Source organism: Maribacter polysiphoniae (genome assembly GCF_003148665.1).
Lineage (GTDB): Bacteria > Bacteroidota > Bacteroidia > Flavobacteriales > Flavobacteriaceae > Maribacter_A > Maribacter_A polysiphoniae.
Genome location: NZ_QGGQ01000004.1, coordinates 463,136 through 478,881, shown reverse-complemented (window position 1 = coordinate 478,881; position 15,746 = coordinate 463,136). Strand labels below are relative to the sequence as shown.

Sequence of the window (15,746 nt, the reverse complement as noted above, 5' to 3'; positions counted from 1 at the left end):
TCAAAGCTGCTCTGCCTGTCCTGGGGCGTATCGATGTCGAAGGTGCCGTAGCCGCTCTTGATCGTCTTCTTGCCCTTGCCGTTGCGTTTGTTGCCCTTGGTCCTTTGAACTTCGTTCAAATGCCCCTCCATCTCGGCCTCAAGGGCCTTTTCGATCACGTTCTTCAGTATTGGGGCGAAAGCACCTCCTTTACCGAAAAGGTTCTTGCCGGACATGAACTGGTCAAGCACCTTCTTTTCGAATTCTGTTTGTTCTTCTTTTCTCATGATTCTGTCTGAATAAAATTAATACTTAAATTTATTTCAGACAGAGTTCAGTTTACACCCTCGTGCTGAATTTTGGAAGAGCAAATTATTTTAAGTGTGAACGCAACATCCAAGCTGTTTTTTCGTGCTGTTCCAAAAGCCCGGTAATATAATCACTGATGCCTTCTGCATCCCATTTATCGGCGATGGGCCTTATTTCTTCCCGAATAAAAATAATTATGCTTTCGTGGTCTTCCAATAATTCCGAAAATATACTTTGGCTATCATTCTTACCTTTGGTTTTTTCGGTAAGATGTGTCAATTCTGAATAGTCTTTTAAAGTTGCAGGGACATAATGACCTATCGTACGTATTTTCTCCGCTACCGTATCCACGATTTCTTGTTGTTCCTCATACAACGTTTCAAGATAGAGGTGTACGGTATGAAAATCGGGACCTTCGATGTTCCAATGGAAATTCAGTGTTTTTGAATAAAGAACAAATTCATCCGCTAATATCTTTGTCAATTGATCGGCAATGGCCTGTCTGTTTTCTTTCGTAATTCCAATGTTAGGTGTTTTCATTTTTTTTCTTATTTTTTGATTTAAAACTGTTCAAAGTTATTATGAACTGAAAATAATTGTACTGATTTAGGTCATAATATGGTTTTTAAAAAAGTTTCAATAATTGAATTTTTATAGGTCGTAAAATGGAAGGTTACTAGAGGATAAGTAGAAACCTTGGATATACCTTACGGTTACAAGGTGGCTTTAGGATTATTGCAACCATCATTGTGAATTACATGGAAAACGGAAAAAGCCATGTCATGACCGTAGCCGTATGGGTGTTTTCACGAAACCAATTGGCCACATCGGAGCTGTCTATCAATGAATTTGACTTATAGACGATAAATATAAGGCTGAAAATCAGCTATTACAGTACCTCTTTTATATGTTTGTAATTTGTTTTGACCATTTCTGAAACTTCATCCATTCTTCCGCTCAATATCATTTTACTTATAGATAAGGTATAGCCCTTCATTTGATCGAATTCCATTTTTGGTGGCATGGCCAATGCCTGAGGGTTTGTGAATACACTTACTAAAACAGGGCCATCGAGTTCAAATGCTTCTTCCAATGAACGTCGTACATCCGTAGGTTTTGTAACCGAAATCCCTTTAAATCCCATAGCCTGTGCTATCATCTCGAAATTTGGATTTACCATATCGGTTTCATTATTGGGCAAACCTTCTACCTGCATTTCCAATTGTACCATTCCCAAAGAACGGTTGTTGAAAATAATTAATTTTATAGGAAGATTATATTGTTTAATGGTCGCCAAATCTCCCAATAACATTGATAGGCCACCATCGCCACAAAATGCAACAACTTGCCTGTCTGGGTAGGCCAATTGTGCTCCAATGGCCATAGGCATTGCATTGGCCATAGAACCATGATTGAATGAACCCAACATGCTTCGCTCTCCGGTACCGTGAATGTATCTAGCGCCCCAAACGCAACACATACCTGTGTCTACAGTAAAAATTGTATCGTCATTAGCCATTTCATTGATGGTAGATGCCACAAATTCGGGACTGATGTGGTTTTCAAAGCCCTCATCTTTTACATAGATATTCAGGTTTTCTTTTACTTTTTTGTAAAAATCCAATTGAGCGTTTAGGAAACTGTCGTCTTCTTTTTCGTTGACCAATGGCAATAATGCAGCAATGGTATCTGTTATTTTTCCGGTCAGTCCCATTTCTAATTTTGCCCGTCTCCCTAATCGTTCTGGTTTTTCGTCAACCTGAATAATTTTATTTTTCACCGGCATAAAATGCTCATAAGGAAAATCAGTTCCTAATAATATCACGACATCCGATTCGTGCATGGCATGAAAAGCAGATGGAACACCGAGTAAACCCGTCATCCCAACTTCATAAGGATTGTTGTGTTGCATACCCATCTTCCCACGGAAAGAATAACCTATAGGTGCCTTTAATAATGCAGCTAATTTCACAATATCATCATGAGCTTCCCTTGCTCCTATACCGCAGTAAATAGACACTTTTGGATATTTGTTAACCAGGTCGGCAAATTTTTGCATCTCATTATCCGATGGTCGTAAAATGGTTTCGCTATGATAATTATACATAGAGGTTGCACTTTCTTCAGCAGGCATGGCAGATACATCGCCAGGCAAGCCAAATACGGCTACTCCCTTTCTATGAACTGCGTTTTGAATGGCTGCTTGCAACATGCGAGGTACCTGTTTGGGAGTACTGGCCACTTCATTGTATACACTGCAATCATCAAATAATTTATAGGTGTTTGTAGCTTGAAAATAATCAACACCAAATTCTGGCGTATTAATAGTAGATGCAATGGCGATAATAGGAATTCCTGAACGGTTGGCATCGTAAAGACCGTTTATTAAATGCACATGGCCAGGTCCGCTGCTTCCAGCACAACACGCAAGGCCGTCCAATTCTGCTTCAGCAGCAGCAGCGTAAGCACCCACCTCTTCATGGCGCACATGAATCCATTTTATTTTTCCGCTTCTTCTTACCGCATCATTCAGTTCGTTTAGGCTATCACCCGTTACGGCATAAATTCTTTTTACATTATTGTTAACCAGCATCTCTACGATTTGGTCTGCTACTTTTTTCGCCATGATTATTATCTTTACAAATTGTTATGCTACACGTTTCTGAATTAATTTTAATAAATTCGGGACATCACCGTCGAATTTGGTTCCGTTTATAAAAAAGAAGGAGTGTAACCTTCCCTTAAAACGGAACTGTTTAAAAATAGGTAATAATCTTAATTTTAGACAGTTTTAAATAGTAAATGAAAATGTTATACCACCATACTGGGTATTCTGTCCCTAGCAACGGTAGCTTTCAATTGGGAGATTAATACTATTGTCATTCCTATCGTAAAATTTGATTTGCTATCTGTTTTGTAAATAGACCTTATAGTATTGAATGGTCACCAACTATTTCAGAAATAGGCAGTCCCCAACCTGGTACTTTTCCGCCTAAGGTCTGATACATCGTTTTAAAACCCATTTTTAAAATATAGGGTGTATATCCCATTTTTAAGATGCTTGTTTTTCCGCCCCACCATTCATCGGTATGCATATAAAATCCTTTGTGGCTGCCCATGTCTCCATAGCATAATAGCATAGGATGTAATGGATCTATTTGTTCCTCTTTTCCAAGAATCTCATTTGCGATAACTTTTGATGCAATGTCACATTCCATATGCCCTAAAGAACCTATTTTAGGTATGGTAACGGCTGCCGCATCACCCACGGCAAAAATTTCCGGATAATCAGGATTTCTCATAGATAAATCTGTAATTACAAATCCTTGATCATCCACAAATGGAAGTTCCTTCATAAAAGAATGTGGTTCCCAATTTGGAAATATGATTTTCATTTCCGTCTCTAAGCTGGTTCCATCTTTAAACGCTATACCTTCTTTATAAATTCGTTTAATTCCTACTGTATTGGTTTTATAACCATACCCCATTCCTGATACCATTGGAAGTAATTGGTCAAGAATACTTTTACCAGCATCTTCCGCAATAACATCACCTGGAGTAAACAAAGAAATATTCTTTGCGTCTCCTTTTTTATGTTTTTTCAACCAATCGGCCATTGAAAAAGCCAATTCTACCGGAGGTCCTTCACAAGCAGCTGTTGCAATAGGTATTTTAGGGAGTTTTGGACTTTGACCTTGAATAAAACGATCAGATCCAATGGCAATGTGTCCACCTTTGTAATCGTTATGCAAATACTTGCGAACTTCATTACCGTAAAAAGTATCCGAAAAAGTGTGTCCGAATTCTGCAAATCCCTCAATTTTATCGTAAGCTAGTTTACAACCTAGAGCTATGACCAAGTAATCGTATTCTATATGTTCTTGGGCAGCGCCTTTTCTTTCGTTAGGGGTATAGAATACCTTTTTATAGGAAGCATCAATATTCTCTACCTCTCCCTGAATGAACTCACTTCCATCTGAATTCAAAAATTTCTTAAACTGAAACTCTAGCGTATCTGCCGGATTGTTGTTATTAAAAACCTCAATAGGAATATTAGGAATAAAGTTGATGTAATTTTTACGATCAATGACCGTAATCTTTATGTGGTCACCTGCTTCCTTATGTAAGTAACGTGCAACTGTAAGTCCTGCGAAATTGCATCCAAGGACTAAAATTCTTTTTTTATTTTTCATCATATGACTTTTGTTCCGTTTGCTTGTGGCCCGTTCGGGTTATTGTCATTTTGTTATGTCCCTTACGGCTCAATTTTGTGAAAGTTGTTTCTTGATTTTTCTTAAAAGGTTTTATCTAAATCTTTTAAGGTTGATTCCCAAAAACAACCTGAATATTCCAGCGGTTATAAAAGCAAAGGCCGTCATGTATACAATGCTAAGGCCTGCAAAGAATGGATTTGCCAAGAGCAAAAAGGAAAATAACAGGGTTACGATGCTCCAAAACAGTAAGATGCCCCATCGTGGTATTCCTGCGGATTTCAGTTGAAAGGAAAGACCCATGGACAATATGCTTTGAAATAACAACCAAAGACCTACATATAATGGTAAAATGGCCATGGTCATCATAGGATGCGCTATGAGCAATAGCCCTATGATGAGGTCTAAAATACCCCCGGCCAGGTACCAACCCCATTCTTTCATTTCGTTTTTGTTGGAAATGGAAAATGTAATCTGGAATATTCCTGAGACAAAAATGAAAACACTAAAAATAATGCTTAGGGATATGTAGCTTTCCAAAGGGGTTTGTATTACCCAGACTCCTACAAATATGTACAGTAGGCCTATTAAAATTGATATCCACCAGTTTTTTATAGCTTTTTGGGCTGAATTTAAAATTGTTGCCATGGTTTCTATAGTTTAAGGTATTCGTTCAAAAACCCGTATTTTTTTCTTTTTTTATAAGTAGTTTCACTTGGGTTAGTTTTTTGCAGTAACTTATATTTTTCAATACGATATTCAAAATTATGGGTAGTAGGGAGAATTAAGACTGACCTAGGTCAGGAATTATAAAAAACATCATTTTAGAGGTGGGGTATTTTAGTAGTTGTTATGAACAAGTGGCATTAATTAAATAGGTGTAAAACATTGAAAATTAATATCATATAAACTATTATTTGAATTTGCACACTAGGTTTCAGAGCTGCTTTCTGTTAACAAAACTTACTTTCGGGTATGAGCGATAATTTATGCTTTAGGCTCTCTTTTAAGGTAAATGACGGTATCGTAAAAAGCACATCATAGGCCAGAAGTTTGCGGCCAAAAACCATATAAGATCTTGTAAACTACCCACCCAAACCTCCCAGTTACTATTATACCGACCGTTTTGCCGTTCACATCAAAAATAGCAAGTCCGTTAAGGAAAAAATTCATGTCTTTGACCCGGTAATTAGTACGAAATAGCTTCCGGTTCTGGGCTAGCATAACCGCTATGGTAAACTCTACAATGGCATGTGTTGAATATTCGGGAACCCTCGCTATGCTGATGCCTGATTTTTGGGCATGGTCGACATCGTTATTGTTGAAAGCCGCCGAACGCAACACTATAAAACGAATACCTAAATCATACAACCTATCTAAAACAGATGCAGAGGCATCATCTTCAGTAAAAATAGAGATGGTAACTCAATCTTTTCCCAACTCTACCGTATCAACAGCCAGATAAGTTTCTGACATTTTGAGAGAGTTTTTGCCGTTATTGGTACTTTCTGGAAACTCCTTTTACCAATTATGTACATTAAAAATCGCTACTCTCATTTTACTTTTATTTAAAAGGAATTTATTGTCAATTGAACTTTTTTGGAATTTTACTTGGTTTAGGCTCGTGCCAATTCAATGAAAGCTCTTGCCCACCCGATCTTTATGCGTTTGAAATACTTCCCGTGGCTCAATTGCCATTTCGCCAGTTCTACCGCCTAAGCAATGGAAGTGGAGGCAACACTAACCGAAACCGTTACCCAATTTGAAATTAATATAGGGAACACTAATTCTCTTTGTTTCATTAAAATATCGTCCGGGTTTTTGATTTCATATTGGTTTATGGATAATGACCAGCCAAGATTTCTAGAAATAAATTTCAGGTGATATCACTCAAATACTTATGACCTAAGTCAGATGAATGGAATTTTGACGGATATATTAGATCAAGCCGATAACGATAGTCAATAAAGATAGAATGCGAAAATCCATGATTCTTTCAAAATATAAGGAATACTTATAGAGGTTTACCGCCACATGTCATATGGTATTGCCCGCTTTTAATTAAAATCGTATTTTATCTTTTTTATTTCCAACGATATTCTGCGCGGTTTCCCAATTCATGTTCTATTTCCAATAATCGATTATATTTCGCGACCCGTTCGCCCCTACAGGCAGAACCTGCTTTTAAATGCCCACCATCCATGGCTACGGCAAAATCGGATAAAAATGTATCTTCTGTTTCCCCTGATCGATGGGAAAGAAAGTAACGCCAACCAGCCTCACGACACATTTTAATGGCCTCTATCGTTTCGGTGATCGTGCCGATTTGATTTAATTTGATAAGGGCCGAATTGGCCGTTTTATTTTCGATACCCTTACGGATATACTTTTTATTGGTAACGAAAATATCATCGCCCACCACCTCGATTTGACTACCGAAATTTTTCGTAAATTCTGAAAATCCGTCCCAGTCACCTTCAGAAAGAGGGTCTTCCCATGAGACGATCGGATATTTTTTTAACCATTTACCCGATAAGTCAATGAGTTCCTCAGTTGTCATTTTACCGGCTCCGGAAGATAAAAGGTCATATTTATTATCTAAGTTTTGGGAAAAGGAATTGGCAGCACTGTCAATAGCAATTGATAGGTCTTTCCCCGGTTCATATCCGGCTTCATTTATAGCTGTTATGATCAATTCCATAGCGGCTTCGTTACTTGAGCAATTAGGGGCAAAACCACCTTCATCCCCAACGCTGGTCGCAAGACCTTTACCCTTTAATATTTTTTTTAGGATATGAAATGTTTCTGCAACATACCGAAGTCCTTCCTTAAAATTTGGAGCACCATTGGGGACCAACATGAATTCCTGAAAATCAACACTATTGTCCGCATGCTCTCCTCCATTTAGAATATTCATACAAGGCACGGGTATACGTGTGGTATTCGAACCTCCCAAATAGCGATATAGAGGTAGGTTAGAGGTAATTGCAGCGGCTTTCGCTACAGCCATGGATACGCCTAAAATAGCGTTTGCACCTAGCTTGGATTTGGTTTCTGTACCATCTAGTTCAATCATCGTGTAATCTATGTTTTTTTGTTCAACGGCATTCATCCCGATCAGTGTTTCCGCAATTTCCACATTAACATGGGAGACTGCCTTTTCTACACCTTTATGGGCATACCGTTTTTCGCCATCACGAAGTTCCAAGGCTTCGTGCTGGCCTGTTGAAGCCCCTGATGGAACAGATGCAGAGGCTTTTGTGCCATCATCTAAGGTAACATATGTTCTTACGGTTGGGTTTCCTCTTGAGTCAAGAATCTCAAGTGCTGAAATAGATGTAATGGTAGAATTCATTTTTTAAGATTTTATATTGTTTTCTTCTATAAATATTGGTTAATTATGACCATGAAATTGCGAACCATGAGAACAAAGTAGAGTCGGTCATTTCTATACCCAATTTCATTAAATGGATACATTCATTAAACAGGTTGCACTACTGTTCTTTTCCTTTTATATGGACAAAGGTATGTTTGGGGTCGTGGGTAAAGCCTGACTTAGGTCATCTAGAATAACCAAGCAGCTGATTAACTTCGTTTTTTTAATTGCAATTGTCCCTTATGGCTTAACAGAAACCCATTTCTACGTTCAATGATAAAGGACCAAAAGCTATAAAAAAAATGAGTTTTACATGAAAAGTCAGACGTATTATAATATAATCCCAAAATTATTTAATAGGGATAGTAAGATCGATGTGCGGAAAAGCGGGCTACTTTTTTATGCCCTTTTGGTAGGTTTGATTACAGGCTTCTTGAGTTCATTGTTTAGGCTTATTCTTTCCAACCTAAATCGGGTGAAGAATGCATTCGCTCCGGAACAATGGGATTTGAACGGGTTGAATTGGCTATGGCCTTTCCTGTTTACCTTTATTGGGATATGGTTTTCAATATTCTTAATGAAAAAGTTTGCCCCTGAAACAGCTGGTAGTGGTATTCATGAAATCGAAGGAGCGCTAGACGGACTTAGGCCGATTCGTTGGAAAAAAGTATTGCCGGTGAAATTCTTGGGGTCAATATTCTCACTTAGTAGTGGTTTATTGTTAGGTCGTGAGGGGCCAACCGTTCAAATGGGGGCTAATATCGGTAAGATGATAAAGGATGTTTTTAAGCAACCCGCGGAAGAGAATAATCCCTTGATTTCTACAGGGGCTGCATCAGGACTTGCAAGTGCGTTCAATGCCCCTTTTGCAGGAATAATTTTCGTCATCGAAGAGATGAATGGTCATTTTAAGTTTAATTTCTATTCAATAGCAGCACTTATGATCGGTACTGCTTCTGCAGATATGGTAGTAAGGCTTATGGTAGATGCAGGTCCTATTATACAAATAAAGATTTTCACCTTTGATCATTTATCGAGTATTTGGCTTTTTGTTTTACTCGGACTACTTCTAAGTTTTATCGGAATCGCTTTCAATAAATTAATTGTTAGGGCTTTGGTATTTTTTGAAAATTCAAAGATGAATTATGTTCATATGGCCATTTTGTTGGCGGTTATTATTACAGCTGTGGGAAGATATTTTCCTGATATGATAGGAGCAGGGTATAAAACAATATCCAATGTCGTTGATAATTCTTTCTCTCTAAAATTTCTCTTGATGCTTTTTGTGGTACGCTTTGTATTATCGATTTTTAGCTACGGCTCTGGAGTACCTGGGGGTATCTTTGCACCTCTAATCACTTTGGGGGTTATTTCAGGAATGCTATTCGGTGGTATAGCGGCACATCTTCTTCCAGACCAAGTTCAAGATCCAGCTATTTTCGCTGTGGCAGGTATGGTTGGTATCTTTGCCTCAACGATTAGGGCACCTCTAACAGGTTTGGCCCTTTCTGTGGAAATGACAGCAAATTATGAATTAATACTTCCATTGATCTTCACGGCAGTAACTGCATCCGTTTGTACGGCAATGCTTGGTAATGAGCCAATCTACGCTATTTTATTAAGACGTACTCTGGATAAAGAAAAATCTAAAATATCCGACACTTCAATTATTTCTAGGGTTTAGATATAAACTAGTATTCCTTTTAATTCCATAAAGCCTTAATTGCTTTGTATTTAAAATGTACAATAGGGAAGTTGAATGATTTTTTTCATTGTAAATAGGATTACCTATTTCTTAAAAGAAAAAAATTTCACGAACCTGACCCAAGTCAGGCAATGAATAATCCAATCTACATAATTTTGGTTTATTCAAATATTATAAAAGATGAAAGCTACAATAACAGTTATAATACTTTTTTTTGCTTCATTTATAATTGGCTGCAAGGGAGAGCATAAAGACGATACTTCAGGAATTGTCGAAGAATCGACATTAAGCAGGTTACAGAACAGATCTGATAAGTATTTTACCGAGGCATTGGCCAATCTGGACAAAGAAAATATCGAAGTTGCGGCGGCACAATTGGAAAAGGGCATTTCGGAACTTCAAAAGGAAAGTAAAAACGTTTCAGGACTATATAAAATAAACCTTGAAAAGGCGGTAGATGCGCTGAACAGGATGGAAACCGATTTAAAGAACGGCAAAAAATTTTCAACGAATTCCCTGCGAGAGGTTATTGCCAATGCCGAAATCAATATAGCCCATGAATATCTTTCGACAGATAATATGTACCTTTTAACTGAACCAGGCGAAGCTGTAAGCCATAAGACAAGACGTAAATTCAATCATTCACTTTCTAAGCTAAAAAGCGAAGAAGGAAAGCTGTTGCCTGAAGTTGGAAAGGATGGGGAAGACCTACTGCATGAAGGGGAGAAATTGGATGCAGAATATAAAGCTTGGGAGAAAAGGGTTAAGGATTATAATAACAAGGTGAACAAACTTCTTATAAAAAATTATTCGGATTATAATGAAGGAGTGTATTGGGTCTATTAATTTTTGTTTGAGCGTAGAACCGGGTGTTCTTTGGAGCCACTTTCTTTATTACCCATATAAGTTCTGCTGTTTGAACATTAATATGATCTGATTAGTATGCTTTTTAAAGCATCAATAACGGTCATGGAAATAAATTTCAGAAAATATGGATAAATGTAAAATCGGCATCTTACATCATGATACCACACAATGCATACAGGATGTGAAATTCTATTTGGATGAATTGCAGGCACTTGAAGATTTGGTGCACCAAAAAGCCGACCATAGTAATTTGTCCAAACAAGTCCACAATGATATCAGTTGCACCATTAGTAGTTTTCTAAACCAATTGATTAGGGATTTTCTTGGAAAACTAAGGGAACACGAAATAAAGCTTTCCAATATTATAAAGGGGAAGAAAATAAACAGCGCTGAACTTGATGAACAAAAACATCTGGAGATTGCCCAAGATCTAGGTCAGTTGAAAACTCGTATTAGAAGATTGAAAAAAAGAGTATATCGCTATCTTCTCGAAGAAAATTCTAGACAAAGGCATGGTTTTCCAATTTAAGGGGCAATGGTCCATTTAAACCCAACTGTAAAATGTTTAAGAGAAGCGCTATTTTATTTATTTCGATTTGTTTAGTAGCAATCGGCTGTGCAGGTCCCTATTCCGAACAAGATAATGGCTCTATTATTGAATTAAGCGAGGATGATGTGTTTACAATTAATCTGAAAGAGCAAGGTCTGCCACAGTATGCATGGCATATTAATTCAATAAACAATCATGTTGAACTTAAAGGACCGATAATTATGGGACCCAGTGGAACGACCACGGAATTTACCTTTAACTTTAAAACTTTGGGAACTGGAGAAGATAAACTTACACTCTTTTATACTAATGGAAAGGATACCAGAAATTCTTTTGAGTTAACTGTAATAGTAGGTACAATGGGCCGCATTGAGTCTTATTAAAACAAAATCAAAACTACTTTATTTTTCACATCTATGGGTTTTTATCATAGCTAATCATGTAATAGTAAATTTGAATGAACCCATTGGTATATAAAATGCGTTGAATTACCTAACAGTAATGGCTTGCCCTGATACCACAAAGAATTATTCAATATTTACCCATTCCGGTACGAGCTAATAATTTCGTTAAAAAAATGTAAATTTTATAAGGCCTGATTTAAGTCAGGAGATTGACAATTTAAACCCAATAGCTTTGAATCCTAATTCGTATGACTATTTAGAAAATTGAGTTTAACAAATAAAGACAAAAGTATGAAAAATGGAGTAACAGTGGCAATATGCGAATCGCATCATCAAGCTGAAAAAGTGGTCAAGGAACTAAATGAATCTGGGTTTAATATGAAGAAACTATCTATCGTGGGTAAAGATTATCACGAGGAAGATAAGGTAATAGGTTTCTATAACATTGATGATAGAATGAAAAACTGGGGATCGGCGGGTGCTTTCTGGGGTGGCATATGGGGTCTTATTTTCGGTGCCGGTTTTTTCCTTATCCCTGGAATTGGACCTATTATGCTCGCAGGACCTATTGTGTCCTCATTAATTGGAGGTCTTGAAGGGGCCGCTGTTGTTGGTGGTTTATCCGCTTTGGGTGCGGCACTTTTCAGTATAGGAATTCCTAAAGATAGTGTGATACGTTACGAGAAGGCTTTAAAGGCCGATAAATTTTTGGTTATGGCCCATGGAACAATCGAAGATTTGGAGCGTGCAAAGAAAATCATGACCGATTCATCTGCCTCGGAAGTTCATTTACATTCAGAAGAAACAGTTAAGCCATAGGTATTTGGTTCACAAAGATGCTTTTATTTAGATATTAATTGATAATAACAATAGATGTATTATAACTTATAATATTGTTTTACTTTTGATTAACGAATAAAATCAGAGTGAAGGTTACCTATTCGGTTACCATTTTTTGAAAAATACTTGTAACTATTTTATATTTAATAAAATACGGTGAGACAGTTAGTTCTGTCATCCTTATAAAAAGGAAGCCGTATAATATTAAAGTAAGACTTTAATATTTATAAAAAACCAAAGTTTAGAGTCGATATTCCTTATAGCATATTGTTAGATTTTGTTCTTGTCGCTATACCATCTTTTAAGCCATTTGGATATACCCTCCAACCCGGGGTAAATGATTCTTTCGGTAATATTCGCTTGATCGAGCTTATCCCTGATTTCCCACTTTAGTCCTGAAGGTATAATTACCTTTTTTAAATATTTGGGATGCTTTTTTAGCCACTCCAATGGATTGGAGTCAGGATCTAACATAAACGAAAAAAGAGCGAATTGGTTTATGATGCGATCATCGAGGGAGGGGGGTTCAAAAAATATCATGGTATTGGCATTCCTACTTGAAAAATCATATAATTGCTCTAAGGAATTACCTATGGTCTGTTGCAATTCGGTTGAGCTAAAATAGAATATGTCCTTGTTGAAAATGGGGGTTTTAAGTTCTTCCGGCAATTGATCCCTAAGGGCAACATAGTTTACCATCCAGATGGCTCCGTCGACATCATAGGTGTCCATGTCCTCTGTTAAAAAATGTAAAGCAACATTGGGTGAGTGGGTCCAGTCTATAAGCCTTGTGGGGAGTCCGTGGTGTTGTCCTAACGTCATCCAGTTCCATAGGTTGTTATAATCGTCGGTCAACGTGTTTATCGGAGAGTACTTTTTAAAGTTTCTGATCATGGTACCTTCAACCTTCGAAGGTTTTCTTCCCATTCTTTGCAGACTGGGCTCTAAACCAAATTCCGCATTATAAACACCCCTATACGCATAAGGGGATCTAAACCTATCTATTTTATGGTCTTTTTCATTGAATAAAAATTCTTGGAGTTCTATCCAATTCTTAGGTTCAAACAACTCGAAATCTTCCATTTATTTAATATTATTTCCTATAATGAACCAATTAAAACAAGGCTCTATTCCAATCAACTACCCTGTATACGGGATATTGTAAATGTGCTTTTTAATATTATTCAGTGTGCTTATATTTCCAGTCAAGTTGAGCGTGCCAATTATTATCAAAATCCAATTCCGTCTGGATTTTACCGCCGAAGACCAAGCCATGGCATAAAGTTAAGGATTTCTAGTCTGCCATGCATTTTTGCGTGGTCTAGGAAATCCATCCGCAATGGATTGAAGGTGTTGTTGTAAACTGGTTTTTTACGCAACTTGCTCAATCCGACAATTCTCGCATTCTGGGTGAGTACTTACAAAATCTGCAATTGCATTTTTAATTTTTTCAAATGACTCTCCATAAAAATAGAGTCCAGTTTCTGTATTACCTTGCCAATATCTTAAAGTATCATCTTCAATATTAGCAAGTCTTCTAATTTCTTTTGCCAATGCTTCCGAATCAGATGTTTTATATACTTCATCGGATAAATTTATCCCGTCCAAGTAAATCCCTAATCCTTCTTTTTTTCCAAATTCAATTTTCTGGTCAGTCTTTTCTATCGTAAGTTTTGACCCTTTAGGCGCTCCTAATTCCTCCAGTTTTTCAATAATAGAGGAGATATAACTTTCATTTATTTCTTCTGAATTCAGCTGAATCTCCACATCGCAATATTCAAGTTCCCCTTTTTTTAGCTGCATTGTTCCGCCACCTGTTACTTCTCCGATTCCATTGGCTTTAAGAAACTCATTCAAAGGGTCTTCGTAGATTTCTCCTCTATCAATAGGCATAACTTTATCGTTTAGTGTAGCTACAATAAAATTTCCGATATCATCATCTTCTTTGTTTTTTTGAAATCCAAATAACTTTTTAAAGAAATTCATGGTTTTTATCTTGAAATACGTATAATCCTCAGTTACTGGATTAGAATTAATGTTTTTCGGTTTAGCTCTGGGATATTACCAATTCCGCGTGGTTTCGGACGTAGTCTCCCGAAGTGTCAGGACGCCGTAATGGCGGTTATACATCGTTAGCAATAGTTATTCTATTTTTTTTCTTTTGCCTTTTTCATATCTGTATTTAGAGTCTCTTCCATATCCAATTTCATCTATCACTTCAAACCTGAAATTCTCCAGATCTCTGATCTTAATTGTCTTAATACCAAAAGGTTCGTTTACAAAATAGGCATATTGGTCATCCTTAGCATAGTAATGAATATCACATTCTAAATAATATGGGGCATCCTCTCCTATGCATTCTTCCAAAAATTGAAAAGTTGCAGGATTCGCTCCTTCTACTATTTTACTTTTAAAATATAGATGGTCTTTATCTTTAAAAAGTGTATCCACTTTTGGGTGGACTTGTTCAAAAGTATCCACATCACAAGTCATTCTTACGGTATGACCATAATATATGGCATCTCCTACTCTTTGGTAACATCCATTAATTGGCGTCATTTCAGAAAGGGAATAAGGTAGTTTAGATTCATACCAATAATCGAATTCCCCCGAAGTTGAGTAGCCGTTATCAATATCTATAATGCGAAAATTGTTTGGGTTTACCTCTGGTAAGATTTCAAAACCACACATATAGCTTTTTAGATATACAGCGTTTTTATCTTTAAAATAAATGGTGTTTTCAGCTTCATTTGCTTCAATTAAAATAAAGCTGGCAATATCAATATTTTTCAGATGTTGCTCAAAACAAGTGTTGAGATAAAAATAAATCCAATCTTTATTTTTTGAATATCCGTATCCTAAATGTACCCAGTCGTGGTCGTAATCCTTACCTCTAAAAATTTCAAACTCTTTGCCTGATTTATCTTTTACCAATTGTCGGTCCCAAAATATATCCAAGATTATTAAATCGTCCATTTTAAATTTTTATCAATGTGGTTTTAAAAGCTTATGGTGTTTAGATACTGTTTCGAAATTACAGGAAGTAATAACGGGTGTTTTTAGTTTTAGTAAAATAAATAATCTGGAATATATAATGAGCCAATGGCTAAAAAAGTAGAAATTAAAAGTAGTGTTATAATAATTTTGGCTTCCCTAACCTCAACTTTTTTCTTAATCTTTATTCCTTGTTTTATAATAGTGTAAATAAACACTAGAATTCCACCAATTAAAAAGAATGTATATTTCAAAAAGTCAGAGAATCCTCTAAACCCAGTACTTAGTTCTGATTTTAGAATCAAAAAAAGTATAATTCCGATTGGAAGATAAGCTAGAAATATTGTTTTGTATTTCGTTTTTTTCATATTATGGCTAACGCTCCACTAAACACAGTGGGGTTCTGGCTTTTAAAAATAGTGAATTTATTCACGTTTTTCAGAAAGACAATTGAATCTAGCCTTCCGAGCGCAGCGAAAACATGAATTCCTTTAAAAGATTAAAATGACAG

At 36.6% G+C, this 15,746-nt stretch carries 16 protein-coding genes; 5 read left to right on the top strand and 11 right to left on the bottom strand.

Translation table 11 applies throughout. The features are described 5' to 3' along the window. From LX92_RS11825 to eno, 7 genes are all read right to left on the bottom strand, one after another. Nucleotides 1–266, bottom strand: a 266-nt coding sequence (locus LX92_RS11825) for a transposase (RefSeq protein ID WP_211315869.1), incomplete at its 3' end; no start/stop codon positions are given. Nucleotides 267–351: 85 nt separating this feature from the next. Continuing rightward, nucleotides 352–828, bottom strand: a complete 477-nt coding sequence (locus LX92_RS11820; RefSeq protein WP_109650757.1) for a Dps family protein — start codon at nt 826–828, stop codon at nt 352–354. A gap of 349 nt (nt 829–1,177) precedes the next feature. Continuing rightward, nucleotides 1,178–2,914 carry a thiamine pyrophosphate-dependent enzyme gene (locus tag LX92_RS11815; RefSeq protein ID WP_109650755.1) on the bottom strand — a complete coding sequence of 579 codons (1,737 nt, stop codon included), beginning with the start codon at nt 2,912–2,914 and terminating at the stop codon, nt 1,178–1,180. 301 nt (nt 2,915–3,215) lie between these two features. Continuing rightward, complete coding sequence (locus tag LX92_RS11810; protein ID WP_211315868.1) at nt 3,216–4,484, bottom strand: NAD(P)/FAD-dependent oxidoreductase; 1,269 nt, start codon at nt 4,482–4,484, stop codon at nt 3,216–3,218. A gap of 108 nt (nt 4,485–4,592) precedes the next feature. Beyond that, the gene (locus tag LX92_RS11805; protein WP_109650751.1) at nt 4,593–5,147 is read right to left on the bottom strand and encodes an HdeD family acid-resistance protein; all 555 of its coding nucleotides are present in this window, start codon (nt 5,145–5,147) and stop codon (nt 4,593–4,595) included. A gap of 390 nt (nt 5,148–5,537) precedes the next feature. Beyond that, complete coding sequence (locus LX92_RS11800) at nt 5,538–5,870, bottom strand: Rossmann-fold NAD(P)-binding domain-containing protein (protein WP_223308358.1); 333 nt, start codon at nt 5,868–5,870, stop codon at nt 5,538–5,540. A gap of 712 nt (nt 5,871–6,582) precedes the next feature. Then, entirely contained in the window at nt 6,583–7,854 is a 1,272-nt protein-coding gene (gene eno, locus LX92_RS11795; RefSeq protein ID WP_109650747.1) for a phosphopyruvate hydratase, read from the bottom strand. 334 nt (nt 7,855–8,188) lie between these two features. Between eno and clcA the strand changes: the two genes are divergently transcribed. From clcA to LX92_RS11770, 5 genes are all read left to right on the top strand, one after another. Next, nucleotides 8,189–9,559 carry a H(+)/Cl(-) exchange transporter ClcA gene (clcA, locus tag LX92_RS11790; RefSeq protein WP_109650744.1) on the top strand — a complete coding sequence of 457 codons (1,371 nt, stop codon included), beginning with the start codon at nt 8,189–8,191 and terminating at the stop codon, nt 9,557–9,559. Nucleotides 9,560–9,760: 201 nt separating this feature from the next. Beyond that, on the top strand, nt 9,761–10,426 hold the full coding sequence (locus LX92_RS11785) for a hypothetical protein (RefSeq protein ID WP_109650742.1): 666 nt from the start codon (nt 9,761–9,763) through the stop codon (nt 10,424–10,426). Nucleotides 10,427–10,571: 145 nt separating this feature from the next. After that, entirely contained in the window at nt 10,572–10,976 is a 405-nt protein-coding gene (locus LX92_RS11780; protein WP_109650740.1) for a hypothetical protein, read from the top strand. 32 nt (nt 10,977–11,008) lie between these two features. Beyond that, the gene (locus LX92_RS11775; protein WP_109650738.1) at nt 11,009–11,380 is read left to right on the top strand and encodes a hypothetical protein; all 372 of its coding nucleotides are present in this window, start codon (nt 11,009–11,011) and stop codon (nt 11,378–11,380) included. A 312-nt stretch (nt 11,381–11,692) separates the two neighbouring features. After that, nucleotides 11,693–12,220 (top strand): general stress protein, encoded by a 528-nt coding sequence (locus LX92_RS11770; RefSeq protein ID WP_109650736.1) that lies wholly within the window; start codon nt 11,693–11,695, stop codon nt 12,218–12,220. A 291-nt stretch (nt 12,221–12,511) separates the two neighbouring features. On the opposite strand, the gene LX92_RS11765 is transcribed toward LX92_RS11770, so the two are convergent. From LX92_RS11765 to LX92_RS11750, 4 genes are all read right to left on the bottom strand, one after another. After that, on the bottom strand, nt 12,512–13,324 hold the full coding sequence (locus tag LX92_RS11765) for an FRG domain-containing protein (protein ID WP_109650734.1): 813 nt from the start codon (nt 13,322–13,324) through the stop codon (nt 12,512–12,514). A gap of 288 nt (nt 13,325–13,612) precedes the next feature. Continuing rightward, complete coding sequence (locus tag LX92_RS11760) at nt 13,613–14,227, bottom strand: hypothetical protein (protein ID WP_211315867.1); 615 nt, start codon at nt 14,225–14,227, stop codon at nt 13,613–13,615. Between the two features lie 156 nt (nt 14,228–14,383). Beyond that, a complete protein-coding gene (locus LX92_RS11755) occupies nt 14,384–15,217 on the bottom strand; it encodes a DKNYY domain-containing protein (RefSeq protein ID WP_109650732.1) in 834 nt (277 codons plus the stop codon). Between the two features lie 89 nt (nt 15,218–15,306). Continuing rightward, entirely contained in the window at nt 15,307–15,603 is a 297-nt protein-coding gene (locus LX92_RS11750; protein ID WP_109650730.1) for a hypothetical protein, read from the bottom strand. Between the last annotated feature and the right edge of the window lie 143 nt (nt 15,604–15,746).

Excerpts from the sequence above, each read along its gene's own strand:
- LX92_RS11820 (WP_109650757.1), bottom strand. The coding sequence starts at position 828 with ATGAAAACACCTAACATTGGAATTACGAAAGAAAACAGACAGGCCATT.
- LX92_RS11815 (WP_109650755.1), bottom strand. The coding sequence starts at position 2,914 with ATGGCGAAAAAAGTAGCAGACCAAATCGTAGAGATGCTGGTTAACAAT.
- LX92_RS11810 (WP_211315868.1), bottom strand. The coding sequence starts at position 4,484 with ATGATGAAAAATAAAAAAAGAATTTTAGTCCTTGGATGCAATTTCGCA.
- LX92_RS11805 (WP_109650751.1), bottom strand. The coding sequence starts at position 5,147 with ATGGCAACAATTTTAAATTCAGCCCAAAAAGCTATAAAAAACTGGTGG.
- eno (WP_109650747.1), bottom strand. The coding sequence starts at position 7,854 with ATGAATTCTACCATTACATCTATTTCAGCACTTGAGATTCTTGACTCA.
- clcA (WP_109650744.1), top strand. The coding sequence starts at position 8,189 with ATGAAAAGTCAGACGTATTATAATATAATCCCAAAATTATTTAATAGG.
- LX92_RS11785 (WP_109650742.1), top strand. The coding sequence starts at position 9,761 with ATGAAAGCTACAATAACAGTTATAATACTTTTTTTTGCTTCATTTATA.
- LX92_RS11780 (WP_109650740.1), top strand. The coding sequence starts at position 10,572 with ATGGATAAATGTAAAATCGGCATCTTACATCATGATACCACACAATGC.
- LX92_RS11775 (WP_109650738.1), top strand. The coding sequence starts at position 11,009 with ATGTTTAAGAGAAGCGCTATTTTATTTATTTCGATTTGTTTAGTAGCA.
- LX92_RS11770 (WP_109650736.1), top strand. The coding sequence starts at position 11,693 with ATGAAAAATGGAGTAACAGTGGCAATATGCGAATCGCATCATCAAGCT.
- LX92_RS11765 (WP_109650734.1), bottom strand. The coding sequence starts at position 13,324 with ATGGAAGATTTCGAGTTGTTTGAACCTAAGAATTGGATAGAACTCCAA.
- LX92_RS11760 (WP_211315867.1), bottom strand. The coding sequence starts at position 14,227 with ATGAATTTCTTTAAAAAGTTATTTGGATTTCAAAAAAACAAAGAAGAT.
- LX92_RS11755 (WP_109650732.1), bottom strand. The coding sequence starts at position 15,217 with ATGGACGATTTAATAATCTTGGATATATTTTGGGACCGACAATTGGTA.
- LX92_RS11750 (WP_109650730.1), bottom strand. The coding sequence starts at position 15,603 with ATGAAAAAAACGAAATACAAAACAATATTTCTAGCTTATCTTCCAATC.